This window comes from Aquibium pacificum (genome assembly GCF_040839445.1).
Taxonomy (GTDB): domain Bacteria; phylum Pseudomonadota; class Alphaproteobacteria; order Rhizobiales; family Rhizobiaceae; genus Aquibium; species Aquibium pacificus.
The window spans coordinates 186,296-209,981 of record NZ_JBDPGJ010000003.1 but is presented as its reverse complement, the minus strand read 5'-3'; the positions used below and the strand labels follow the sequence as shown (position 1 = coordinate 209,981).

Sequence of the window (23,686 nt, the reverse complement as noted above, 5' to 3'; positions counted from 1 at the left end):
CTGTCTTAGCTGCCCTGGCCTTTCCTGGCCGCCTTCTTCTTCGGCGCGGCCTTCTTCTTGGGCTCCTCGGCGGGGGCGGCGGCTTCCTGGGCGAGCCGCGCCAGCCGCAGCCGCTCGGTCTTGGCCTCGCGCTTGTTCAGCTCGGCGTCCATGATCTCGCGCGCCACACGGGTGGTGGTGTCGGCCTTGGCCTCATGCTTGGACATCTTGGGCGCGAAGGCGGCTTCGGGTGCGAATGGGTTCTGCATCGACATGCTCCTCTGATGAGAAAAAAAAAGGCCGGGGGTTTCCCGACCTTCTCCTCAGCGCCTCCACGGCCGTGCCAGTACATCCGTGGTCAGACCGGAGGCGCCTGAAACTCTAAGCCGCCTGCAGGTTTTCGGCCGAGCTCCTGCCGTCGCGGTTGCTCTTCACGACTTCATAGGAGAGCTTCTGGCCTTCCACGATCGTGTTCATGCCGGCGCGCTCCACTGCGGAGACGTGGACGAAGACGTCCTGGCCGCCATTGTCGGGCTGGATGAAGCCGAAGCCCTTGGCGGAATTGAAGAACTTTACTGTTCCGGTTTCCATGACGATTTCCTTTCAATCGGCACTGTTGTCGCCGGTCGGCCGCGTGCCGGAACCGGTCAGGCATCGAAATCGAGAAGGAAAACCGAACGCGCCGGAGCGCGATAGCAATTGTTCGTCAAGAAGATCGATGCAGCGAATATAGGGCAAACGACGCTCCGCTTCAATGGCGGGCGCGGCCCGGCGGTTTCGAGGCGGCGCACGATGCGCTCCGTGCACATCCGGAGGAAACCGGCTCCGGCCGGCGCGAACAACGGCCGCCCCGCTTTCCGTGATCGCGGAATATGATCGCGCTCTGGAATCGGGAAACATCATCTGCGTGCGTCGCGGATCCCGAAAGCGTATCTCCCACGCGATCTGGCAACATTCGGGTGCGGCTCACCCCCTGTCCTCGAACGAGGCTCGGACAGGGGTTTTTTCCCGGCTCCCGGATCGGCTTGCCCCTACAATGCCTCCGGGAGCCGGCGACCCTCTCTTCGGGGGTCTCCTGACGGTCCGGTGTCAGGGGGCGTGCTACTCTCCGTCGACAACATCAAACCAAACACGGAGTTGCCGCCATGCTGACGTTCTACCACGCTCCCTGGTCCCGATCCTCGGGCGTGTTCTGGCTGCTGGAGGAACTCGGCGTCGACTATTCCCTGGAGATCGTGGACATCCGCGCCAAGGGCGGCGTGGCGGAGAGCTACCGCGCCATCCAGCCCAACAAGAAGGTGCCGGCGATCGTGCATGACGGCGTCACGGTGACCGAGCGGGCGGCGATCTGCATCCATCTGGCGGATGCCTTTCCCGAGGCAGGCCTGGCGCCCGCGATCGGCGATCCGCGCCGGGGGCCGTATCTCACCTGGCTGGTCTACTGCGATTCGGTATTCGACCCTGCCATCGCCGCCCGGGCGCACGGGCTGACCTATCGCAGCAACGACTATTCCTTCGGCCTGTTCGACGACATCGTGGGCAACCTCGAGCGGCATCTTTCGGCCAACGAATTCGCCGCCGGCGACCGCTTCACCGCCGCCGACACGCAGCTTGCGAGCGGCATCAGCTTCACCATGAACATCCTCAAGGTGCTGCCGGACAAGCCCGTCTTCCAGGACTATCTCGCCCGCGCGACCGGCCGCCCCGCCTATGCCCGCGTGCAGGCGAAGGACGCCGAACTCGCGCGGCTGCATCCTTGGGAACAGAATTTCGGCTGAGCGGCGGGTCGGTCAGCCCCGGTAGCCGAATTTCTGGGCTGCCTCCTCAGGCGTATAGTAGCCCAGTTCGAGATCGCGCCTGACCAGCGCCGGATCGCGCTCCCCAGGATCGCCGTAACCGCCGCCGCCAGGCGTGCCGACCGCCACGCGGTCGCCGGGATTCATGGGAATGTCCTGTTCCTTGGACAAGTGCTTTGGCACGTGCGGCTCGCCGCCGCGCCAGACCGTGACGGTGTTCACCGCGCCGTCCTCGCCACCCAGCGCGCCCTGCGGGCCGAATCGCCCGTGGTCCATGACGAAGGACGCGCGGGCTTCGCCTCTCAGCAGTTCGATCTCGTAGGACAGGCCGAAGCCGCCGCGGTGCCGGCCGGCGCCGCCGGAGCCTTCGCGCAGGGCGTAGTGGCGGTAGAGGATCGGATAGGCCTGTTCCATTACCTCGATCGGCGGCGATTTCGAGATGCCGATGGTCGAGCAGCCGTTCGAGAGCCCGTCGTGGTCCGCATTGCCGCCATAGCCGCCGCCCGACAGTTGGTAGAGCACGAAGCTGCGGTTCCTCGCCGGGTCGAAGCCGCCGAGCGCGAAATTGCCGGACGAACCGGCAGGCGCGGCGGTCACCCTGTCGGGCAGCGCCTGCACCATGGCGGCAAACACGGCCTCCGCGATGCGCTGCGAGACTTCCGCCGCGCAGCCCGACACGGGGCGCGGATAATGCGCATCGAGGAAGGTGCCTTCCGGCCGCTTCACCACCAGCGGCTCGAAGGCGCCGGCGCTGATCGGCACGTCGGGAAAGATGTGGCGCATGGCGAGATAGACGGAGGAGAGCGTGGTGGCGAGCACGCTGTTCATCGGCCCGGTGCACGGCGCGCTGGAGCCGGAGAAGTCGAAGGTGAGCGTCTCGCCGGCCTTCTCGACGGAAAGCGCGATGGTGAGCGGCGCGTCGACCACGCCGTCGGAATCGACATAGGCCTTCGAGCGATAGACGCCGTCGGGGATTTCGGCGATGCGCGCGCGCATCTGGTCGGTGGCGCGACGGCGCAACTCGGCGATGGCATCGGTGATCGTGGCGTCGCCGTAGCGGTCGAGAAGCTGGCAGAGCCGGTCCTCGCCGACCATCAGGGCCGCGGCCTGCGCCTTGATGTCGCCGATACGCTGGTCGGCGATGCGGATGTTGGAGGCGATGATCGCGTGGATCTCGGGATCGAGCTTTCCGCGCTTGAAGAGCTTGACCGGCGGCAGGCGCAGGCCCTCCTGCTCGACGGCGGTGGCCGAGGCGGAAAAACCGCCGGGAACCGAGCCGCCGATGTCGGGCCAGTGGCCGGTGTTGGAGAGCCAGCAGAAGATCTTTTCGCCGCGCCAGACCGGCATGGCGAAGCGCACGTCCATCAGGTGCGTGCCGCCGAGATAGGGATCGTTGACGATGTAGATGTCGCCCGGTTCCGGCGGCTGGCAGCGCCCGTCTGCGATCATCTCGATGATCGTGCGGGTGGAATACTGCATGACGCCGACGAAGACCGGCAGGCCGCCGATGCCCTGCGCGATCAGCGAACCGTCCGTTGCCGAATAGATCCCGTCGGAACGGTCGTTGGCTTCCGCGATGACCGGGGAGAAGGCAGCGCGGGAGAAGGTGAGGTCCATCTCGTCGCAGACCTGCGCGAGGCCGGCCTGGATGACGGAAAGCGTGATGGCGTCGAGCAAACTCATGCGGACTTCCCCACCTCCACGATCAGGTTGCCGTCGGTGTCGGAGCGGACCCGGTCGCCGGGTTCGACCACCGTCGTGGCATCCATCTGTTCCACGATGGCCGGTCCGTCGAAGATCGCGTCGAGCGGCAACCGCTCGCGGTCGTAGACTGGCGTGTCATGCCAGCTCCCGTCGAACCAGACGGGGCGGGTCTCGGCCAGCGCCTCCGCCAACGTCGCGCGGCGGCCCGCCGGATCGATCAGGGTCGCCAGGTCGACAGACGCGCGTTCGCCGATGACGGAGGTGTTGAGGTTGACGAGGTTGGCGCGAATCTCGGGAAGTTCCACCTTGAAACGCGCGAAGTAAGCCTTTTCGAAGAGCGACTGCAGCACGGCACGATCGACCGCGGCGGAGGGAAGCGGGACGTTGAGGAGATGCGTCTGGCCGACGAACTGCATGTCGGCCGAATGGACGATTTTGACTGCCGCGGGTTTCACGGCCTCGCGTCCGATGGCCTCGCGTCCCTCAACGGCCTGAGCTTCGAGGATATCGCGGACCGCCGCTTCGTCGAGGCCGGCGACCGGCTGGTTGACCGTGCGCACGAAGTCGTGGCGCAGGTCGGCGACGACGCAACCGAGCGCGTTGGTGATGCCTGGCCGCGCCGGGACGATGACCCTGGGGATGCCAAGTTCGCGGGCGAGCGCGGTGGCGTGGAGCGGACCGGCGCCGCCGAAGGCGAAAAGGGCGAAGTCGCGCGGGTCGTTGCCGCGCGCGATCGACACCATGCGCACCGCGCCCGCCATCTTCGTATTGGCGATTGTCAGCACCGCGCCGGCGGCGGTGGTCGCATCGACTCCCAGCCGTTGCCCGAGCGTGCGGGCGAATGTGTCGCGGATGAACTCGACATCCACGGCGCCGTCGACCGACAGGAGTTTCTTGGCGTTCAGCCGTCCGAGCAACAGGTTAGCGTCCGAGATGGTCGGATCGGTGCCGCCGCGCCCGTAGCAGATCGGGCCGGGCATGGCGCCGGCGCTTTCGGGGCCGACCCGCAGCAGCCCCGCATCGTCGACGCGCGCGATCGAGCCACCGCCGGCGCCGACCGTGTGGACGTCCACCATGGGCACGTGGATCGGCATGGCGTACTCGATCTCGATCTCGTTCGAGACGGCCGGCTGGGCGCCGCGAATGAGCGCGACGTCGGTGGAGGTGCCGCCCATGTCGTAGGTGATGACGTTTTCGAAGCCCGCGCGCCGCGCCGTGTAGGCGGCAGCCATCACCCCCGAGGCCGGCCCGGACATCACGGTCTTGGCCGCCTCCCGCGTGACGAGGCCAGCCGAGATCATGCCGCCATTGCCGTTCATGACCAGGAACTCGCGGCGATAGCCGCGCGCCTGCAACTCCGCCCGCAGCCGGCCGACATAACGCTCCAGGATCGGCTGGACCGAGGCGTTGACCGCGGCCGTGACGCCGCGCTCGAACTCGCGGGCTTCCGACAGGAGCGCATGTCCCATGGTGATGTGCCCGTTCGGCCATTCTTGCGCCGCGATCTCGGCGGCGCGCAGTTCGTGCGCCGGATTGGCATAGGCATGCAGAAAGTGGATCACGAGAGATTCGCAGCCGGCGTCGAGCAGACGGCGGACCGCCGTCCTCACCCCCTCCCCGTCGAGCGGCACCCGTACGGCGCCGGAAGCTTCCATCCGCTCCGCGACTTCGAGACGCAGGTCGCGCGGGATCACCGGCACGAAGACGCCCGTCATGCCGTAGGCTTGAGGCCGGGTGCGCCGGCCGAGTTCGATGACGTCGCGGAAGCCGGCCGTGGTGATCATGCCCGTCCGAGCCAGACGGCGCTCCAGAACGGCATTCGTGGTCGTGGTGGTTCCGTGCACGAGGAGGTCGATGCCCGCGATCGGAAAATCGATCGATTCCAGCGCCTTGACGACGCCGAATGCCTGATTGTCGACCGTGGTGGGCGTCTTGGCGAGGCGGACCTTGCCGCCGTCCCTGCCGTCGATGAGGATCAGGTCCGTGAACGTTCCGCCGACGTCCACGCCCGCGACCACTCCGGCCGATGAAACGCCGGTTTTCTCGTCCATGGCGGATTCCCGAAACGCGCGCCCTACGGATCGGGCGCCATTTGGAATGGGCGTCTACCCCCGCGCCTTGACCCGATTTTCATTTGTATACTAATAAATTCACCGGGCAAGAGAGAGGTTTTCGAGGCCTCGTCCAGTCATCCGGACCGCCCGCGGAAACGCCGCGAGAGGTCATGCAGCACGCACTCCAGACACGAGGGTCGAGCCGATGATTCCGGTTCCCGCCAACGCCAATGACGAGCCGCGGAAGTTCCCGATCCCGGCGAACGTGCATGCCGAGACCGTGGTGTCGGTGAAGCACCATACCGACCGGCTGTTCTCGTTCCGCATCACGCGGCCTCAGAGCTTTCGCTTCCGTTCGGGCGAATTCGTCATGATCGGCCTGCCGAACGCGGAGAAGCCGGTGTTTCGCGCCTATTCGATCGCGAGCCCGGCGTGGGACGACGAACTGGAGTTCTACTCGATCAAGGTGCCGGACGGACCGCTGACTTCTGAACTGCAGAAGATCGTACCGGGCGACACGATCCTGCTCCGCCAGAAGTCCACCGGTACGCTGGTGGTGGATGCGCTGAAGCCCGGCAAGCGGCTGTGGATGATCGCCACCGGCACCGGCATCGCGCCTTTCGCCAGCCTCGTCCGCGATCCCGACACCTACGACAAGTTCGAGGAGATCGTGCTCACCAACACCTGCCGCGACGTCGCCGAGCTACAATATGGCGATGCGCTGTTTGCGAGCGTCTCGCAGGATCCGCTGATCGGTGAACTCACGGAAGGGCGGCTGTCCTACTACGCTTCCACCACCCGCGAGCCGTCGGCGCGCAACGGCCGCATCACCGACCTGATTTCGTCGGGCAGGCTCTTCGCCGACCTCGGCGTGCCGTCCTTCGATCCGGAGGTGGACAGGGTGATGATCTGCGGTTCGCTCGACATGATCCGCGACGTCAAGGAACTGGTCGAGAAGGCCGGGCTGGTCGAGGGGTCCAACGCTGCGCCCGCGGATTTCGTGGTCGAGCGGGCTTTCGTGGGCTGACTGCGGCTACAACGCCAAGACATCGGAACCCACGCAAGGCGTGCAACAGGCCAGCCTTCAGTTGATAAATTCTGGAATCGCTCCTGCCGCTCTGAGATCAGATCGCGTTGCCTAGACGAGATCGACAGGCTCAAGGGTCAGTGAACGGTCCCGGGGTTCACCAGAGATCCAGCAGAAGCGACTGTATGGGGAAGGGCGCCGCAATGGGCGCCCTCCCCGTCTGGTCTCTGGGCCGCAGCCTCACTGCGGCAGCTGGTCGTCCACGCCTTCGACGTAGAAGTTCATGCCGAGCAGCGTGCCGTCGTCGGCGACTTCGCCTTCCTTCAGCCACACCGAACCGTCCTGCTTGTTGATCGGTCCGGCGAAGGGGTTGAGTTCGCCCGAGGTGATCTTGGCCTGGGTCTCTTCGGCGAGCTTCTTCACGTCGTCGGGCATGTTGGTGTAGGGCGCCATCACGACGTGGCCGTCGGCCATGCCGCCCCAGACGTCGACCTGCTCCCAGGTGCCGTCCATGACCGCCTTGACCCGCTTTGCGTAGTACGGACCCCAGTCGTCGACGATCGAGGTGAGCTGCGTCTCGGGACCGAACTTGATCATGTCGGAGGCCTGGCCGAAGGCCTTGATGCCTCGTTCGTGCGCGACCTGCATCGGCGCGGTGGAATCGGTATGCTGGGTGATGATGTCGACGCCCTGGTCGATCAGCACCTTGGCTGCATCGGCTTCCTTGCCCGGGTCGAACCAGGTGTTGGCCCACACGACCTTGACCTTGAAATCGGGATCGACCGACTGCGCGCCGAGCACGAAGGAATTGATGCCCATCACCACTTCCGGGATCGGGAAGGAGGCGATGTAGCCGGCGACGCCCTTCTCCGAGAGGCTGGCGGCGATCACGCCCTGCACGTAGCGGCCTTCGTGGAACTTCGAGTTGTAGGTAGCGACGTTCGGATGCTCGCGCTTGAAGCCGGTGGCGTGCTCGAACTTCACGTCGGGGAACTTCGCCGCGACCTTGTTGGTGGCGTCCATGTAGCCGAAGGAAGTGGTGAAGACGATGTTGCAGCCGGACCGGGCGAAGCGCTCGATGGCGCGTTCGGCGTCGGCGCCCTCAGGAACGCTTTCGAGATAGGCGATCTCGACCTTGTCCTCGCCGCCGAGTTCCTCCTGCATCTCCAGCGCGCCCTGGTGGTGCTGATAGGACCAGCCGAAGTCTCCGATTGGGCCGACATAGATGAAGCAGGCCTTGGTCTTGTCCTGCGCCAGGGCGGTCCCCGCCGACATCAGGGCCGTCGCGGCGGCCAGTGCCAGTAGCGTTCTCTTTCTCATTTGTTCATGTCCTCTGTTGGTTTCGAAATGGGGCAATCATCCCGGTGGATCTAGCGGTCCGGCACGAACGGCCGCCCCAGGGAAGCCGGTGTGTTCATCATCGTCAGGCGCCTGTTGCGGGAGATTAGGACGAGAACGACGATGGTTGCCAGATAGGGAAGCGAGGAAAGAAACTGCGACGGAACCGCCTTGACGAGCCCCGCCAGCCAGTAGAGCGGGCCGGGAAGTCCGGCGAGATCGCCGAGGTTGGTCGCCTGGATGTGCAGCTGCGCGATGGTGATGGCGCCGAAGAGATAGGCACCGGCGAGCACGCGCCAGGGACGCCAGGAGGCGAAGACGACCAGCGCCAGCGCGATCCAGCCGCGGCCGGCCGTCATGTTCTCGATCCACTGGGTCGTGTAGACCAGCGAGAGCTGGGCGCCTGCCAGACCGGCGCAGAAGCCGCCGAACATCACCGCCATGTAGCGGATCGCGATGACCTTTATGCCGAGCGCATGCGCCGATGAGTGGCTGTCGCCGACGGAGCGCAGGGTCAAGCCGGCGCGCGTGCGGAACAGGAACCACATCACGCCGCCGGTAAGCAGGAGCGAGATGTAGAACATCGGGTCTTGGCCGAAAAGCAGGCGGCCGATCAGCGGGATGTCCGTCAGCACGGGAATGTCGAGGGCGCCGAGCTTGACGCCCGGCTGGCCGACGAAGGCCTCGCCGATCATGCCCGACAGGCCGATGCCGAGCAGCGTCAGGGCAAGGCCGGTCGCCACCTGGTTGGTGACGAGCGTCAGCGCCAGGAAGCCGAAGAGCAGGGAGAACAGCATGCCGGCGATGGCGCCGGCAAGGACGCCGATCCAGGCATTGCCCGTCATGTGCGCCATGCCGAAGGCTACGACCGCGCCCATCAGCATCATGCCTTCGACGCCGAGATTGAGCACGCCGGAGCGTTCCACGACCAGTTCGCCGATGGCGGCCAGAAGCAGCGGGGTCGCCGCGGTCGCGATCGTCAGCAGGATCGCCTCAGCCATGCCCATGGGCGGTCTCCAGCGCCGGGGCGGAGGGCGCGGTTGCCGGTGCCGGGCGCACGAGGCGGACGCGGTAGTGGATCAGCGTGTCGCAGGCCAGCACGAAGAACAGCAGCATGCCCTGGAAGGCGCGCACCGTCTTGTCGGTGACGCCGATGGCGATCTGCGCCGCCTCGCCGCCGAGATAGGAGAGCGCCAGCACGAAGCCGGCAGCAATGATGCCGAGGGGATTGAGCCGCCCGAGGAAGGCGACGATGATGGCCGCGAATCCGTAGCCGGGCGAGATCGAGGGCTGCAGCCGGCCGATGGCGCCGGCAACCTCCGTGATGCCCGCCAGGCCCGCCAGCGCGCCCGATACGAGGAAGGCGAAGATGATCGTCCGGGTGGTGGAGAAGCCGCCGAAGCGCCCTGCCCTCGGGCTCTGGCCGATGACCTTGATCTCGAACCCCTTGAGCGTGCGCGACATCATGAACCAGATGCCGATCGCCGCGACGATGGCGAAGACGATTCCCCAGTTGGCGCGGCCCGACATCGGGAACAGTTCCGGCACGATCGCCCAGGAGTGGAAAGGCGGCGCCTGCGGAAAGCTCATCGCCGCCGGGTCGCGCCAGGGTCCGCGCACCAGCCAGTCGAGGATCAGCTGGGCGACATAGACAAGCATGAGCGACGTCAGGATCTCGTTGGTGTTGAAGCGCGCCTTCAGGATCGCCGGGATGCCGGCATAGAGCGCGCCGCCGACGGCGCCGAAGATCAGCATCAGCGGCAGCACGGAGGCATTCTGGAAGTCGGGGAAGTAGAGCGGGATGACGCTGCCCGCGATCGCGCCCATGGTGAACTGTCCCTCGGCGCCGATGTTCCAGTTGCTGGAGAGGAAGCAGACCGAGAGCCCGACGGCGATCAGGATCAGCGGCGCGGCCTTGATCGCCAGTTCGTGCAGCGACCAGACCTCCGTCAGCGGATCGATGAAATAGGCGTAGAGGCCGTCGACCGGGTTCTTGCCGAGAGCGGCGAAGATGATGGCGCCGGCGATCACCATGAGCGCGAAGGCGATGAAGGGAGACAGCGCGGAGAAGAGCTTCGACTGCAGCGGCCGGCGGACGAGTTCGATGCGCATCAGGCCGGCTCCGCCGCGTGATCGTGGACATGGCCGGGCTCGGCGCCGCCCATCAGGAGGCCGATCTTCTCGAACGTAGCCTCGGCGCGCGGCAGCGGCTTCGACAGTTCGCCATTGTGCATGACGGCGATCGCGTCGGAAATCTCGAAGAGTTCGTCCAGGTCCTGGCTGATCACCAGCACGGCCGACCCGTCGCGGGCGAGTTCGATCAGCGCCTGGCGGATGCGCGAGGCAGCACCCGCATCGACGCCCCAGGTCGGCTGGTTGACGACCAGCACCGCAGGCTTGCGGTCGAGCTCGCGCCCGATGATGAACTTCTGCAAATTGCCGCCCGACAGCGCAGAGGCCGGCGGGTCCTCCGCGCTCTTGCGCACGTCCATTTCCTGGTTGATGCGTTTGGCGGCGGCCGAAACCGCGCCGTTGCGGATCGTGCCGGCCGCGCCGAGATAGGCGTTGCGGTCGGTCGCGTGGCGCGACAGGAGCAGATTGTCGGACAGCTTCATGGCAGGCGCGGCGCCATGGCCGAGCCGCTCCTCTGGCACGAAGGCCGCACCCATCATGCGCCGCGCGGAGATGCCGTCGCGCCCGGCCGGCTTGCCTCTGACGGTGACCGTCCCGGGCCGGTCCTGCACGACTTCCCCCGAGATCGCCTCGAAGAACTCGCCCTGGCCGTTGCCGGCAACACCCGCGATGCCGATGACCTCGCCCGCTCTAACATCCAGCGAGATGTCGCGCAGGGGAATGGAAAAAGGCGTCGCCGGCGCGCGGCTCAGCCGGTCGATGCGCAGGAGCACCTCGGCGCTCGCGATGGCACTGGAATGCTCGCGCACGACCGCATGCACTTCGCTGCCCACCATCATGTTGGCGAGCGAGGCCGCGGTTTCCTTGCGGGGATCGCAGTGGCCGACCACCTTGCCGTGGCGCAGCACGGTGGCGCGGTCGCACATGCGCTTCACCTCCTCCAGCCTGTGCGAGATGTAGAGGATCGACTTGCCCTCGCCGCGCAGCCTTTCCAGCGTCTCGAAGAGCTTGTCGGCCTCCTGCGGGGTGAGCACCGAGGTGGGCTCGTCGAGGATGATCAGCTGCGGGGTCTGGAGCAGGCAGCGGATGATCTCGATGCGTTGCCGTTCGCCGACCGACAGGTCGCCGACCATCGCGTAGGGATCGAGCGGAAGTCCGTAGCTGTAGGAGAGCGCCTGCGCCTTAGCGGCGATGGTCGAGATGGGGGTCTTGTCGTCCAGCGACAGCGCGATGTTCTCGGCGGCCGTCAACGCCTCGAAGAGCGAAAAGTGCTGGAAGACCATGCCGATGCCGAGCTTGCGCGCCTCGCTGGGGTTGGCGATGCGCACCGCGCGGCCTTCCCAGCGGATTTCCCCCGCGTTCGGCTCAAGCGAGCCGAAGAGCATCTTGACGAGCGTGGACTTGCCGGCACCGTTCTCGCCGAGCAGGGCATGGATCTCGCCCCGGGCGATGTCGAGGTCGATCCCGTCGCACGCCCTCAGGCTCCCGAAGATCTTCGTGAGACCGCGGACATCGAGAAGGGTCACGCCCCCTTGAGCGCCTTCGTCCGCCAAACTGCCTACCCCATTCTTTTTCTTTATGTTCCCGATCGCGATCGTAGGCGCGCCCCTCGCGCCGCGGAAAGCGACCTGCTCATTGAAAGAGCTTCAACAATTCCGGCACAATATCAAGGCAGGAGAATCGTCGTACCGGTGGTCTTGCGGTTTTCGAGGTCGGTATGGGCCTGCGCGGCGTCCTTCAGGGCGTAGCGCTGGTTGATTTCGACCTTCACGATGCCCTTCGCCACGACGTCGAAGAGGTTCGCGGCCATCGATTCAAGGTCCTCGCGCCGTGCCGCATGAGTGAACAGCGTCGGCCGCGTGGCGTACAGCGATCCCTTCTGCGAGAGAATGCCCAGGTTGAACGGCGGGATGGGTCCTGACGACTGGCCGAAGCTGACGAAGAGCCCGAACGGCCGCAGGCAGTCGAGCGATGCGGGGAACGTGTCCTTGCCGACCGAATCGTAGACGACGTCGCACTTTTTCCCGCCGGTTAGAGACTTCACCTCCTCGACGAAATCCTGCGAATTGTAGTCGATGACGTGATCGAAGCCGTGGGCCTTGGCGAGCGCGACCTTTTCGGGACCGCCGGCCGTTCCGATGACGGTCGCGCCGATGTGCTTCGCCCACTGGCCGACCAGAAGGCCGACACCGCCGGCGGCCGCATGGTAGAGGATCGTGTCGCCCGGCTTCACCTTGAAGGTACGGTTGAGCAGATACTCGGCCGTCATACCCTTCAGCATCATGGCCGCGGCCTGGTCGTCGGTGACGCCGTCGGGCACCTTGACGAGCGTTCCGACCGGCATGACCCGCGCTTCGCAGTAGGATCCGATCGGGCCGACGTAGGCGACGCGGTCGCCCGGTTTCAGCCAGTCGACGCCCTCGCCTACCTCCTCGACCACGCCCGCGGCCTCATTGCCGGCGATCAGCGGCAGGCCGTTCGGCGCCGGATAGAGGCCGCTGCGGAAATAGGTGTCGAGGAAGTTCAGGCCGATCGCGGTATGCCGCACGCGAACCTGACCCGCTCCCGGTGAACCGACGTCGACGTCTTCATAGACCAGGACTTCCGGGCCGCCGTGGTTGTGAACTCTCACTGCCTTAGGCACTCTTTGAACTCCTTGCTCCAAGATACGGAAATAACTGCATGATCCCGCCGATGACGAACAGATAGACGCCGGTGACGGCAATGCCGATCTTCACGAAGTCGTATGCCCGCATGTCCTGGACGAGGGCGATCGCCCCGAAGATGCACCAGGCGAAGAAGATCGGCAAATTGATGTTGCGCAGCCGCTGGACGCGCACGGGATGCAGGAAATTGATGGGCAGGAATGTGAGAATGCCTGCGAAGACGACGACGGCGAACGACACCCATTCACCCGGCTCGATGACGAAGAGGGTGAACACGACCATGTTCCAGACGACCGGAAACCCCTTGAAGAAGTTCTCCTTCGTCTTCATCCCCGTGTCGGCGTAGTAGATCGCGCTGGAGACCACGATGATGGCGGCCGACAGAAACGACAGCCCCTCGCCCATGAAGCCGCGCTGGTAGAGCGCGAAAGCGGGAATGAGCACGTAGGTGACATAGTCGATGATGTTGTCGAGCAAGTCGCCGGACCAGGTCGGCAGCACCGTCTTGACCTGCAGCTTGCGCGCGATCGGCCCGTCAATCCCGTCGACGAAGAGGGCGAGGCCCAGCCACCAGAACATGGCCGTCCAGCGCTCCTCGCTCGCGGCCACGAGCGACAGGAATGCCAGGAAAGAGCCGGAGGCGGTGAGCAGATGAACCGAAAAGGCGCGCGCCTGCGGCCACGTCACCTTCTTGCGGCTCAGGGGAATCCGTTCGGCGAGCTTGCGGCCGATGATATTCTTGTTCACGGTCGATGCCGGTCCTGCTTCGAATAGACGGCCATTCGCAAACAACGCGGCGAAACGGTTGAGCGATCCAGCGGTCTCCCCTGTCTATCCGACCGCGTCGGGCCCCGTGCAACCATTCGTCCCTTGTCCTCCCGCGGATTCTCGCACGGACAGTACAGTCAGCGCCGTCCGCCGCACAAGCCATGATGCATCGCGCCGCGTTGATCGGAGACCTCCAGCCGCCATATACAAGGACCGCACCGAGACGTGCGGAACAGGATCGAGGGTTGCGCGATGGACAAGGCGGACGCGAAAGACATCATCGTCGCCGGTGCGGGGCCGGCGGGACTGATCGCGGCCCTCGCGCTCGCCGATTCGGGCTTCGGCGTCGAACTGATCGGTCCGGCCGCCTCCGGCGAGGACCGCCGCACGACGGCCCTGATGATGCCGTCCCTGAAATTCCTGGACGGACTCGGGCTCAAGGACGCAGTGCTGGCGCATGGCGCGCCGCTGCGGGCGATGCGCATCGTGGACGCGACGCGGCGCCTGCTGCGCAGCCGTCCCGTCTCCTTCCACGCCAGCGAGATCGGAGAGGAAGCCTTCGGCTGGAACATGCCCAACGGCGCGCTGGTGCGGGAACTCGAAGCCGCGGTAGCGGCGCGGGCGGAGATCAGCTGGACTCGCGAGGTCGTGTCGCACTGGCAGGCGGGCGCCGAATTCGTCGAGGCGTTCCCGAAGGAGGCTCCGCCGATCGCCGCCCGGCTGGTCGTGGCCGCCGATGGGCGGAATTCGAAGGCGCGGGAAGCCGCCGGTATCCGCGTCGCCACGCATGCCTACAGGCAGGCGGCGCTGGTCTTCAACTTTGCCCATCACCGCCCGCATGGCGACGTCTCCACCGAGTTCCACACCGAAACCGGCCCGTTCACGCAGGTGCCCCTGCCCGGCCAGCGATCGAGCCTGGTGTGGGTGCTCCGCCCCGAGCGGGCGCAGCATCTCGCCGAGATCAGCGACGAGGAGCTGTCCGGGCTGGTCGAGGAGCAGATGCAATCGATGCTCGGAAAGGTCACCGTCGAACCGGGCCGCCAGGTTTACCCGCTTTCGGCGGCGTTGCCGTCGAGCTTCGCGCGAAAGCGCGTGGCGCTCGTCGGCGAGGCCGCGCATGTCTTCCCGCCGATCGGCGCCCAGGGGCTGAATCTCGGCATCCGGGACATCCGCGATCTCGTGGCGACGGCGCGCAGCCACAAGGAGGATCCTGGGTCCTCGGCCGCGCTGCGCGCCTATTCGCTGCGCCGGGGACCCGACATCCTCGCCCGCACCGGAGCGGTCAATGCGCTCAACCGCTCGCTGCTCTCCGATCTCCTGCCGGCGCAGCTTGCCCGCTCCGCCGGGCTCGGCCTCCTGGGGGCATCCGCGCCGCTGCGCGCCATGTTCATGCGCGAAGGGCTGGAGCCGGGATCCGGGTTCGGCAAGCTCTTCTCACGACGCAGGGAAGAGGTCGGGCGGTAGCACGCCGCTCTTGATCAGATAGAGCAGCCCGGTGACGGTGAAGACCGAAAGTACCGTCGTGATCAGGACGCTCGCCGACGCCCGCTCCGTCCAGACGCCGTATTGCTGGGCGATGACGAAGACGTTGGTCGCGGTCGGAAGGCCGGCCAGCAGCACGGCGGTGTAGACCCAGACGGGATCGAAGTCGCCGATCGCACTCAGTACCAGATAGCAGAGCAAGGGGTGCAGGATCAGCTTGATCGCCGCGATCGAGGCCATGGCGTGGGGAACCCGCTTCAGCGGCCGCAGCGCCAGCGTCACCCCCATGGTGAAGAGAGCGCAGGGCGCGGCCGCTCGGGCGAGCATCTCCAGAAGCCTCTGGAGCGCCTCGGGCGGCGTCCAGGCGAAGGCGGCGGCAGAAACCCCGACGGCCGTGGCTATGATGAAGGGGTGGAGGACGATCCGCTTGACGACGTCGAGGACCAGCGATCCGAACGAGCGTTTCTCGCCGCCGGAGAGCGCCATCATCATCGGCGCGATCGCGAAATGCATGATGTTCTCGAAGCAGAAGATCAGCGCGACCGGCACGGCCGCGGCCTCGCCGAAGGCGAGAAGAGCAATGCCCGGCCCCATGTAGCCGATGTTGCCGTAGGCCGCGGCCAGTCCCTTGATCGTGCTCTCCGCGATCTCGCCCCGCGAGACGATCGCCGAGCCGACGAACATCAGAGCGAACATCACGTAGGTGGAAAACACCGCGCCGAAGATGTAGCCCCATTCCGTGAGGCGCTCGATCGGCGTCCGCGATAGAAGCTGGAAAAACAGTGCCGGCAGCGCGACATAGATGATGAAGATGTTCATCCAGCCGAGCGCTTCGAGCGGCTGGCGGACGATTCTGGCGACGATGAATCCGAGGAAGATCAGCCCGAAGAACGGTAGTACGAGCCCGAAGATGTCTGCCATGAATGAATGCGCCCGAGAACCGCCGTCGCGCTAGCCGCTGCGAGACGGTGCGTCAAGCACAACCGCTATTGAACTGGCGTGCGGGTTGCGCCACTTATAATCGCGGGTGGTGACACATATGCGTTCTATACGACAAGCCAAGTTCCAGATCGGCCAGGTGGTTTCCCACCGGCTGTTCCCGTTCCGGGGCGTGATCTTCGACGTCGATCCGGAGTTCGCCAACTCCGACGAATGGTACGAGGCGATCCCGGAGCACATCCGGCCGCGCAAGGACCAGCCGTTCTACCATCTGCTGGCCGAGAACGCCGAGAGCGAGTACATCGCCTACGTCTCGGAACAGAACCTGGTACCGGACGAGTCCGGCGAGCCGGTCCGGCATCCGCAGATCGCGGAGTTCTTCGTCAAGACGCCCGACGGACGCTACGAGCCGAAACCGACGGCGATGCACTAACCGCGGACGGGCTCCGCTTCTCAGTCGCGTTTCAATTCGAGCCTTGCGGTTTCCACCGGTTTTCCGGTCTCGGGGTGCTTCTCAACCGTGGTGAGGATCATGACGTTCTCGCTCGGACTGGCGAGCGTCATGGAGGCCTGCGGATGACCCGGCCACTGGAGCGCGAGTTCGAGCGTCCGGCCGTTGCGGCTGCCGGCGAGGTCGGCGGTGCCGCGCGGCGACCCGACATACGATCCCGCATACCGCCCCTGCGAGACCTTCAGTTCAGCCCCGAGCCGGGTCGAGAAGACGAGCATCGCGCGGCAGTCGCCATTGAGGGAAATCGTATCGGAGCCGGCGTCGCCGACGATGCGGCACGAGACGTTCACAGGCTTGGACGCCGCCGTCATCCGGACGGGACCGCCGCCGGTCCAGTTTCCTTCCAGCGACTGAAGGAATTCAGTATCCGAAGCGGCGGCCGGCGACCCCAGGCAAAGCGCGAGCCCCAGGGCGGCAAGGATTGTCTTTCTCATTGGCGTCCGATTCTCGGGTCCGGCGTCTGACTTTTCGTCCAGAGGTATGTGAGCGCCGCCGCGCGCGTGGCAAGCGACCGGCTCGTGAGAACGCAACACTTTGAATGACAGCGGCGAGCCTTTCGTGAAGGCCTAGACCAGTTCGACCTCGACCACGCCCGGCACGGCCCGCATCGCCGACACGATCTGCGGCGAGACCTTGTAACGGTCGGGAAGCTCGATCTCGACCTCGCCCTTGCCGCCTTCCTTGATGACGATGAGGCTCACTTGCCCCTCGCCGCGTTGCGACAGGCGCGAGGCGAGTGCCGGGACCGGGTCGGCGTCGCGGACGTAGACGCGGAGCGCCTGCTTGATGCGGCCGGCCTCGTCTTCCAGCGATTGCACCGTCTGGATGCGCAGGCTCACGCCCTCGGGCCGGTCCTCGGCCGCGACCGTGATGACCAGCGAGCGGCCGGGCTCCAGGAGATCGCGGAACTGCGCCAGCGTCTCGGAGAAAAGCACTGCCTCGTACTGGCCGCTGGTGTCGGAGAACGTCACCACGCCCATTCTGTTGCCCGTCCGCGTCTTGCGCTCCTGTTTGGAGGTGACGGTGCCGGCAAGGCGGCCGGCGGTGGCGCCGCGCTTCACGGCCGCCGAGAATTCGGCCCAGGTCTGCACCCGCAAGCGCTCCAGCACCGGCTTGTACTCGTCGAGCGGATGGGCGGAGAGATAGAAGCCGACCGCCTGGAACTCCCGGTGCAGCATGTCGGCCGGTTCCCAGGGTTCGACCGCGGGTAACCGCAGCGGCTCGCGGGGGCCGGCGAGCGCCATACCGAAGATGTCGTGCTGTCCGGACTGGGCGTCTTCCGCCGCGCGCTGCGCCAGGCCCATCATCCGTTCGACGCCGGCAAAGAGTTCCGCCCGGCCGCGCTGGAAACAGTCCAGCGCGCCGGCGCAGACCAGGCTTTCCAGCACCCGCTTGCCGACGATCCTGGGATCGATGCGCTCGCAGAAATCCTCCAGAGTCTCGAACTGCTTTTCCTTGCGCTTTGCCACGATGTGCTCGACGGCGGCCTCCCCCACGCCCTTGATGGCGGCGAGCGCGTAGTAGATGCGGTTCTCGCCGACCTCGAAAGCGCGGTAGGAGGTCTTCACCGAGGGCGCAAGGACCTCGATGCCGAGGCGCAGGGCATCCTGCCGGAAGTCGGCAAGCTTGTCGGTGTTGTTCATATCGAGCGTCATTGACGCGGCCAGGAATTCGACCGGATAGTGCGCCTTCATGTAGGCGGTCTGGTAGGAGACGATGGCATAGGCGGCGGCATGCGACTTGTTGAAGCCGTAGTCGGCGAACTTCGCCAAAAGGTCGAAGATGAAGTCGGACTGCTGCTTGGAAACGCCGTTCTTCACCGCGCCTTCGACAAAGACGCCACGCTGCTTGTCCATCTCGGCGCGGATCTTCTTGCCCATGGCGCGGCGCAAGAGGTCGGCCTGTCCGAGCGTGTAGCCGGCCAGTTCCTGGGCGATCTGCATCACCTGCTCCTGGTAGACGATGACGCCTTGCGTCTCCTTCACCAGGTGGTCGATTTTCGGATGGATCGAGGCGATCTCCTCCTCGCCGTGCTTGCGCGCGTTGTAGGTCGGAATGTTCTCCATCGGGCCGGGACGATAGAGCGCCACCAGCGCGATGATGTCCTCGATGCGGTCGGGCTTCATGCCGATCAGCGCCTTGCGCATGCCGGCCGATTCCACCTGGAACACCCCGACGACCTCGCCGCGCGCCAGCATCTGGTAGGTCTTCTCGTCGTCCAGCGGCAGCCTGGCGAGATCGATGTCGATGCCGCGCCGCTTGACGAGCTTCACGGCGGTGTCCAGCACCGTCAGCGTCTTCAGGCCGAGGAAGTCGAACTTGACCAGTCCGGCGTCCTCGACCTTCTTCATGTTGAACTGCGTGACCGGCATGTCGGAGCGCGGATCGCGGTACATCGGCACGAGTTCCGACAGCGGCCGGTCGCCGATGACGATGCCCGCCGCATGGGTGGATGCGTGGCGGTAGAGGCCTTCGAGCTTCTTGGCGATGTCGAGCAGCTGCACGACGATCGGTTCCTTGTCCATCTCCTCCTGGAAGCGCGGCTCGGCGGCGATGGCGTCGGCGAGCTTGACCGGGTTGGCGGGATTGGCCGGCACCATCTTGCAGAGCCGGTCCACCTGGCCGTAGGGCATCTGCAGCACGCGCCCTACGTCGCGCAGCACCGCCCTCGCCTGCAGCGTGCCGAAGGTGATGATCTGGGCGACCTGGTCGCGGCCGTATTTCTCCTGCACGTAGCGGATCACCTCGTCGCGACGATCCTGGCAGAAGTCGATGTCGAAGTCGGGCATCGACACGCGGTCGGGATTGAGGAAGCGCTCGAACAGCAGCGAGAAACGCAGCGGGTCGACGTCGGTGATCGTCAGCGCATAGGCGACCAGCGAGCCGGCGCCCGAACCGCGCCCCGGACCGACGGGGATGTCGTGCGCCTTGGCCCACTTGATGAAGTCTGCGACGATCAGGAAGTAGCCCGGATACTTCATCCGCTCGATGACGCCGAGCTCGTATTCGAGCCGTTCGGCATATTGCTCGTGGGTGTATCCGGGCGAGGCGCCAAGCGTTTCCAGCCGCATTGCGAGGCCCTCGCGCGCCTGGCGCTTCAGTTCCTCCGTCTCGGCCAGTTCGGCGGCTTCGGCATCGTCGGCGGACGCGGACGTGAAGCGCGGCAGGATCGGGCTGCGGTTCCTCGGATAGTAGGAACAGCGCATGGCGATTTCGACGGTGTTGTCGATCGCTTCCGGCAGGTCCGCGAAGAGTGCGGACATCTCGCCCTGTGACTTGAGAAAATTGTCCGGCGTCAGTCGCCTGCGGTTGTCGTCGCCGATCACCGAGCCCTCGGCGATGGCGATCAGCGCGTCATGCGCGTCGTAGTCGTCGCGCGTCGGGAAAAACGCCTCGTTGGTGGCGACGAGCGGCAGGTCGTGCGCATAGGCGAGTTCCACCGTCGCCGCCTCGACCGCGCGGTCGTAGCCCTTCGGACGCTGCAATTCGACGTAGAGGCGGTCGCCGTAGACGCTTTTCAGCCTGAGCAGGCGGTCCTCGGCCAATGCGGGACGGTCCCCCTTCAGGGCGCAGCCGATCGGGCCGCCCTCGCCGCCCGTCAGGCAGATGACGCCGTCAGACAGCGCGGCGAGCCACTCCTCGCGCACCTGCACCGGGTCGCCGGGCGGGGTCTCCAGATAGGCGCGGCTGACGATGCGGACGAGATTGGCGTAACCCGCCTCGGTGGCCGCGATCAGCACGACCGACGCGCGCTCCCGGCCGGCGGCTCGCCCGTGGCCGCGGCTCGACTGTGGCTCCTCGCCCAGAAAGGCGAGTTCAAGCTGGCAGGCGATGATCGGCTGGACGCCGTCCTTTGCGGCATACTGCGCGAATTCCAGCGCGCCGAAGAGATTGGACGTGTCGGCCACCGCGATCGCCGGCGCGCCGTCGGCAACCGCATGCGCCACGATCTTCTTCAGCGGCAGCGCGCCTTCGAGCAGCGAATAGGCCGAGTGGACGCGAAGGTGGATGAAGGTGCGCACGCGCGCCGGCGGAGCGGCGGCTTCCGCCGCGGCGCGCTTCAGCGGATCGCGGATCTTGCGTTCTTCGGCCATGAGACTCGGGGCTTCAGGGAATTCTTGCGGCATCATCGTTGCAGGAGCCACGGGCGTCCAGTGCCGATAGCCGTGATGTCGGGCTGTCCACTACTCAGTACGGATCGTTCGCGAGGCCCGGCCCTCACGCACACGCCTTGCAAAGCTGCGAATCAGGATTTCCGTGAAGCGCCTCGGCAACAAGCCGTAAGCCGTCGAATCAGGCCCCTCCCCGGCAGCATTCGAAGGTCGGGGGAATGGTGGGAATGGTGGGAATGGTGGGAATGTAATCCGCCGCAGAACCGGAATCAAACGTACTTCAGGCGAACTCCATGATCACGGCGTCGACCGCAAGACTCTCGCCCGGTTTGGCGTTCACCTTCGTGACCGTCAGGTCGCGGTCGGCGCGGAGCACATTCTCCATCTTCATGGCCTCGACGACGGCCAGCGTCTCGCCGGCCTTGACCTCCTGCCCTTCCTCGACCGCGATCGAGACGACCATTCCCGGCATCGGGCACAGAAGCAGCTTAGAGGTGTCCGGCGGCAACTTGACAGGCATCAGCCGGTCGAGTGCGGCGGTCGCCGGCAGCATGGCGCGGGCCGTCACCGACATGCCCTTCCAGGCGATGCGAAGGCCGTTGGCGATCGGCCGCAGCTGCGCCGTCACGGAACGTTTCCCGACGGTTCCCTGCCACACCGCCTCGCCGGGACGCCAGGCGGACGCTACGGTCAATGGTTCGCCCCCCGCGACGCAGACATCCATCTCGAAGGGGATCGAGATCATCCCTTCCGTGATGCTGACGGGAATGTACTCGTCGCCGATCTTGACCTCCCAGTCGGCCTTCAGCACGCCGGAGTGGGGTGCCAGACGGCCGGTCAGCCGGTCCAGCCGATCCTTGCGCAGGAGTTCGACCGACAGGGCGACAGCGGCCAGGATGGTCTTTTCCTCGTCGGTCGGAAGGATGGGTTCGAAACCGTCCGGATACTCTTCCGCGATGAAGGCGGTCGAAAGCCGCCCTTCGCGCCAGCGGGGATGCTGCATCAGCGCCGCGAGGAAGGGGATGTTGTGCTCGATCCCGTCGACCACGAACGCGTCGAGCGCGTCCGACATCGCGTCGATTGCTTCGATGCGGGTCGGCGCCCAGGTGCAGAGCTTGGCGATCATCGGGTCGTAGAACATCGAGATTTCGGCGCCTTCGGTGACGCCGGTGTCGTTGCGGATCACCACGTCGCCGAAACGCCCCTCCTGCGGCGGCCGGTAGCGCGTCAGGCGGCCGATCGACGGCAGGAAATTGCGGTAGGGGTCTTCCGCATAGAGCCGGCTCTCGACCGCCCAGCCGTTCAGCTTGATGTCCTCCTGGCGGATCGACAGTTCCTCGCCAGCGGCGACGCGGATCATCTGCTCCACCAGATCGATGCCGGTGATCAGTTCCGTCACCGGATGCTCGACCTGAAGGCGTGTGTTCATCTCGAGGAAGTAGAAATTGCGCTCCTTGTCGACGATGAATTCCACCGTACCGGCGCTCTGGTATTCCACGGCCTTGGCGAGAGCGACTGACTGCTCGCCCATGGCGCGCCGGGTTGCTTCGTCGAGAAAGGGCGACGGAGCCTCTTCCACGACCTTCTGGTTGCGGCGCTGGATCGAGCATTCGCGCTCGCCGAGATAGACGACGTTGCCGTGGCCGTCGCCGAGCACCTGGATCTCGATGTGGCGCGGGTCGACGACGAACTTCTCGATGAAGACGCGGTCGTCGCCGAAGGAGGACTTCGCCTCGTTCTTCGAAGACTGGAAACCTTCGCGGCACTCGGCGTCGTTCCAGGCAATGCGCATGCCCTTGCCGCCGCCGCCGGCGGACGCCTTGAGCATCACAGGATAGCCGATCTCCCCGGCGATCCTCACTGCATGATCGGCGTCCTCGATGACGCCGAGCCAGCCCGGCACGGTGTTCACCTTTGCCGCATTGGCGAACTTCTTCGATTCGATCTTGTCGCCCATCGCCTCGATGGCCCGGGGCTTGGGACCGATGAAGACGATGCCCTCCTTTTCCAGCGCGGCGCAAAAGGAGGCGCGCTCGGAGAGGAAGCCGTAGCCCGGATGCACCGCCTCGGCGCCCGTCGCCTTGCACGCCTCGATGATCTTCTCGCCGACCAGATAGCTCTGAGCGGCCGCTGCCGGACCGATGTGGACGGCCTCGTCGGCCATCTCGACATGCACCGCGTCGCGGTCGGCATCCGAATAGACGGCAACGGTCGCAATACCCATTTTCCTGGCGGTCTTGATGACGCGGCAGGCGATCTCGCCACGGTTGGCAATCAGGATTTTCTTGAACATCAAAGCAGCGCTTCCCCACTCCGCACGCTTCCCTTCTTATGGAGAAGCAATCACCGGCTCAATAGCCACGACACCGCGCCCGGGTCGATGCAGCCGCGGCAATGCGGGTTTGCGTCATCCGTCGATCCGCCGCCAGTCCCCTGCCACGGCTACACCGTCGAGACGGTTGAGGAAATCGGTCCGCACCTCGACGAACGCGTAGCGTATGGAGTTCTCCACGATCTCGCGGTCGTACCGCTTCAGTTCGTCGGCAATAGGAGCCCAGCGGATCAGCGCCGGTCCACATTCGATGAAGTGCTGGCCGCCGGCGCGGCGCATGGACCAGACCGTCTTCGCCAGACGTGCATCGAAGGCATCGATCCAGGCCTGGCGATCCGCCTGCGATGCCTCGCCCGTGTTCTCCTCGATTCCCGCCCGGAAGCACTCGCGCGCAATACGGTCACGGTCATCGTTCGCGAAGGCCGGGTCCCCGGTGGCATTCGCGACGCAGAAGCACGTGAGGTCCGCGAGGCTGGCTGCGTAGACATGGAGCTTCGCGACGTTGATCGACTGCACGAAGATCTCGTCGGTGAACATCTTCGGATAGCGGGTTCCCATTCTCTCCTTGAGGTAGCCGTAGAGCTTCTTCTGCGAGATCAGGGCGGCGCGGGTGCGCGCGAAGTGGCAGACGCGCTCGACACTGTCGATCGGGGCCGAATCGCGCCGGATGGACAGTTTGGAGATGCTCTCGCGCACCCAGCGGGCGGCTTCGACGATTTGGCTGGCGACGTGCTTCATGCTCACCCGATGGCCGGAAGGCTCGTTGGACATGCTACGATAGGATTATTTGCACAAGGGGTATTCGAGGTTAATCATTTACACAGCCCCGAATCCATCCTGGTCGG

General features: G+C 65.7%; 20 protein-coding genes. 4 read left to right on the top strand and 16 right to left on the bottom strand.

Annotated elements, in window-relative coordinates; genetic code table 11:
* Window positions 1-5: 5 nt before the first annotated feature.
* From ABGN05_RS13480 to ABGN05_RS13470, 3 genes are all read right to left on the bottom strand, one after another.
* Window positions 6-248 (bottom strand): hypothetical protein, encoded by a 243-nt coding sequence (locus ABGN05_RS13480; protein WP_289153324.1) that lies wholly within the window; start codon window positions 246-248, stop codon window positions 6-8.
* A gap of 112 nt (window positions 249-360) precedes the next feature.
* Complete coding sequence (locus ABGN05_RS13475) at window positions 361-570, bottom strand: cold-shock protein (RefSeq protein WP_289153322.1); 210 nt, start codon at window positions 568-570, stop codon at window positions 361-363.
* Between the two features lie 12 nt (window positions 571-582).
* Complete coding sequence (locus ABGN05_RS13470; protein WP_289153320.1) at window positions 583-882, bottom strand: hypothetical protein; 300 nt, start codon at window positions 880-882, stop codon at window positions 583-585.
* 242 nt (window positions 883-1,124) lie between these two features.
* On the opposite strand from ABGN05_RS13470, the gene ABGN05_RS13465 reads away from it, so the two are divergent.
* Window positions 1,125-1,757 carry a glutathione S-transferase family protein gene (locus ABGN05_RS13465; RefSeq protein ID WP_367954568.1) on the top strand — a complete coding sequence of 211 codons (633 nt, stop codon included), beginning with the start codon at window positions 1,125-1,127 and terminating at the stop codon, window positions 1,755-1,757.
* Window positions 1,758-1,769: 12 nt separating this feature from the next.
* Here the strand turns inward: ABGN05_RS13465 and ABGN05_RS13460 are convergent, their stop codons facing one another.
* Both ABGN05_RS13460 and ABGN05_RS13455 read right to left on the bottom strand, forming a co-directional pair.
* Entirely contained in the window at window positions 1,770-3,458 is a 1,689-nt protein-coding gene (locus tag ABGN05_RS13460; protein ID WP_367954567.1) for a hydantoinase B/oxoprolinase family protein, read from the bottom strand.
* Window positions 3,455-5,530, bottom strand: coding sequence for a hydantoinase/oxoprolinase family protein (locus ABGN05_RS13455; RefSeq protein WP_367954566.1), 2,076 nt, complete (start codon window positions 5,528-5,530; stop codon window positions 3,455-3,457). The genes ABGN05_RS13460 and ABGN05_RS13455 overlap by 4 nt, the downstream gene beginning before the upstream one ends.
* Before the next feature lie 208 nt (window positions 5,531-5,738).
* Between ABGN05_RS13455 and ABGN05_RS13450 the strand changes: the two genes are divergently transcribed.
* Window positions 5,739-6,560, top strand: a complete 822-nt coding sequence (locus ABGN05_RS13450; RefSeq protein ID WP_367954565.1) for a ferredoxin--NADP reductase — start codon at window positions 5,739-5,741, stop codon at window positions 6,558-6,560.
* A 240-nt stretch (window positions 6,561-6,800) separates the two neighbouring features.
* Here ABGN05_RS13450 and ABGN05_RS13445 read toward each other — a convergent pair whose 3' ends face one another.
* From ABGN05_RS13445 to pcsA, 6 genes are all read right to left on the bottom strand, one after another.
* Window positions 6,801-7,880, bottom strand: coding sequence for a BMP family ABC transporter substrate-binding protein (locus ABGN05_RS13445; RefSeq protein WP_367954564.1), 1,080 nt, complete (start codon window positions 7,878-7,880; stop codon window positions 6,801-6,803).
* A gap of 50 nt (window positions 7,881-7,930) precedes the next feature.
* The gene (locus tag ABGN05_RS13440; RefSeq protein WP_367954563.1) at window positions 7,931-8,905 is read right to left on the bottom strand and encodes an ABC transporter permease; all 975 of its coding nucleotides are present in this window, start codon (window positions 8,903-8,905) and stop codon (window positions 7,931-7,933) included.
* Window positions 8,892-10,010, bottom strand: a complete 1,119-nt coding sequence (locus ABGN05_RS13435; protein ID WP_367954562.1) for an ABC transporter permease — start codon at window positions 10,008-10,010, stop codon at window positions 8,892-8,894. The genes ABGN05_RS13440 and ABGN05_RS13435 overlap by 14 nt, the downstream gene beginning before the upstream one ends.
* Entirely contained in the window at window positions 10,010-11,584 is a 1,575-nt protein-coding gene (locus tag ABGN05_RS13430) for an ABC transporter ATP-binding protein (protein ID WP_373695933.1), read from the bottom strand. The genes ABGN05_RS13435 and ABGN05_RS13430 overlap by 1 nt, the downstream gene beginning before the upstream one ends.
* A 113-nt stretch (window positions 11,585-11,697) precedes the next feature.
* Complete coding sequence (locus ABGN05_RS13425) at window positions 11,698-12,675, bottom strand: quinone oxidoreductase family protein (RefSeq protein ID WP_367954560.1); 978 nt, start codon at window positions 12,673-12,675, stop codon at window positions 11,698-11,700.
* A complete protein-coding gene (gene pcsA, locus ABGN05_RS13420; RefSeq protein WP_367954559.1) occupies window positions 12,668-13,444 on the bottom strand; it encodes a phosphatidylcholine synthase in 777 nt (258 codons plus the stop codon). Before pcsA ends, ABGN05_RS13425 begins: the two co-directional genes overlap by 8 nt.
* Window positions 13,445-13,717: 273 nt before the next feature.
* On the opposite strand from pcsA, the gene ABGN05_RS13415 reads away from it, so the two are divergent.
* Window positions 13,718-14,929, top strand: a complete 1,212-nt coding sequence (locus ABGN05_RS13415) for a UbiH/UbiF family hydroxylase (protein WP_367954558.1) — start codon at window positions 13,718-13,720, stop codon at window positions 14,927-14,929.
* On the opposite strand, the gene ABGN05_RS13410 is transcribed toward ABGN05_RS13415, so the two are convergent.
* The gene (locus ABGN05_RS13410; RefSeq protein ID WP_367954557.1) at window positions 14,900-15,868 is read right to left on the bottom strand and encodes an AEC family transporter; all 969 of its coding nucleotides are present in this window, start codon (window positions 15,866-15,868) and stop codon (window positions 14,900-14,902) included. The genes ABGN05_RS13415 and ABGN05_RS13410 overlap by 30 nt on opposite strands.
* Window positions 15,869-15,986: 118 nt before the next feature.
* Here ABGN05_RS13410 and hspQ point away from each other — a divergent pair, with 118 nt between their 5' ends.
* The gene (gene hspQ / locus ABGN05_RS13405) at window positions 15,987-16,319 is read left to right on the top strand and encodes a heat shock protein HspQ (RefSeq protein ID WP_367954556.1); all 333 of its coding nucleotides are present in this window, start codon (window positions 15,987-15,989) and stop codon (window positions 16,317-16,319) included.
* 20 nt (window positions 16,320-16,339) lie between these two features.
* Here hspQ and ABGN05_RS13400 read toward each other — a convergent pair whose 3' ends face one another.
* The 4 genes from ABGN05_RS13400 to ABGN05_RS13385 form a co-directional block, all read right to left on the bottom strand.
* A complete protein-coding gene (locus ABGN05_RS13400) occupies window positions 16,340-16,831 on the bottom strand; it encodes a hypothetical protein (protein WP_367954555.1) in 492 nt (163 codons plus the stop codon).
* Window positions 16,832-16,963: 132 nt separating this feature from the next.
* Window positions 16,964-20,491, bottom strand: a complete 3,528-nt coding sequence (dnaE, locus tag ABGN05_RS13395) for a DNA polymerase III subunit alpha (protein WP_367954554.1) — start codon at window positions 20,489-20,491, stop codon at window positions 16,964-16,966.
* 298 nt (window positions 20,492-20,789) lie between these two features.
* On the bottom strand, window positions 20,790-22,802 hold the full coding sequence (locus tag ABGN05_RS13390) for an acetyl-CoA carboxylase biotin carboxylase subunit (protein ID WP_367954553.1): 2,013 nt from the start codon (window positions 22,800-22,802) through the stop codon (window positions 20,790-20,792).
* A gap of 114 nt (window positions 22,803-22,916) precedes the next feature.
* A complete protein-coding gene (locus ABGN05_RS13385; RefSeq protein ID WP_367954552.1) occupies window positions 22,917-23,579 on the bottom strand; it encodes a hypothetical protein in 663 nt (220 codons plus the stop codon).
* Between the last annotated feature and the right edge of the window lie 107 nt (window positions 23,580-23,686).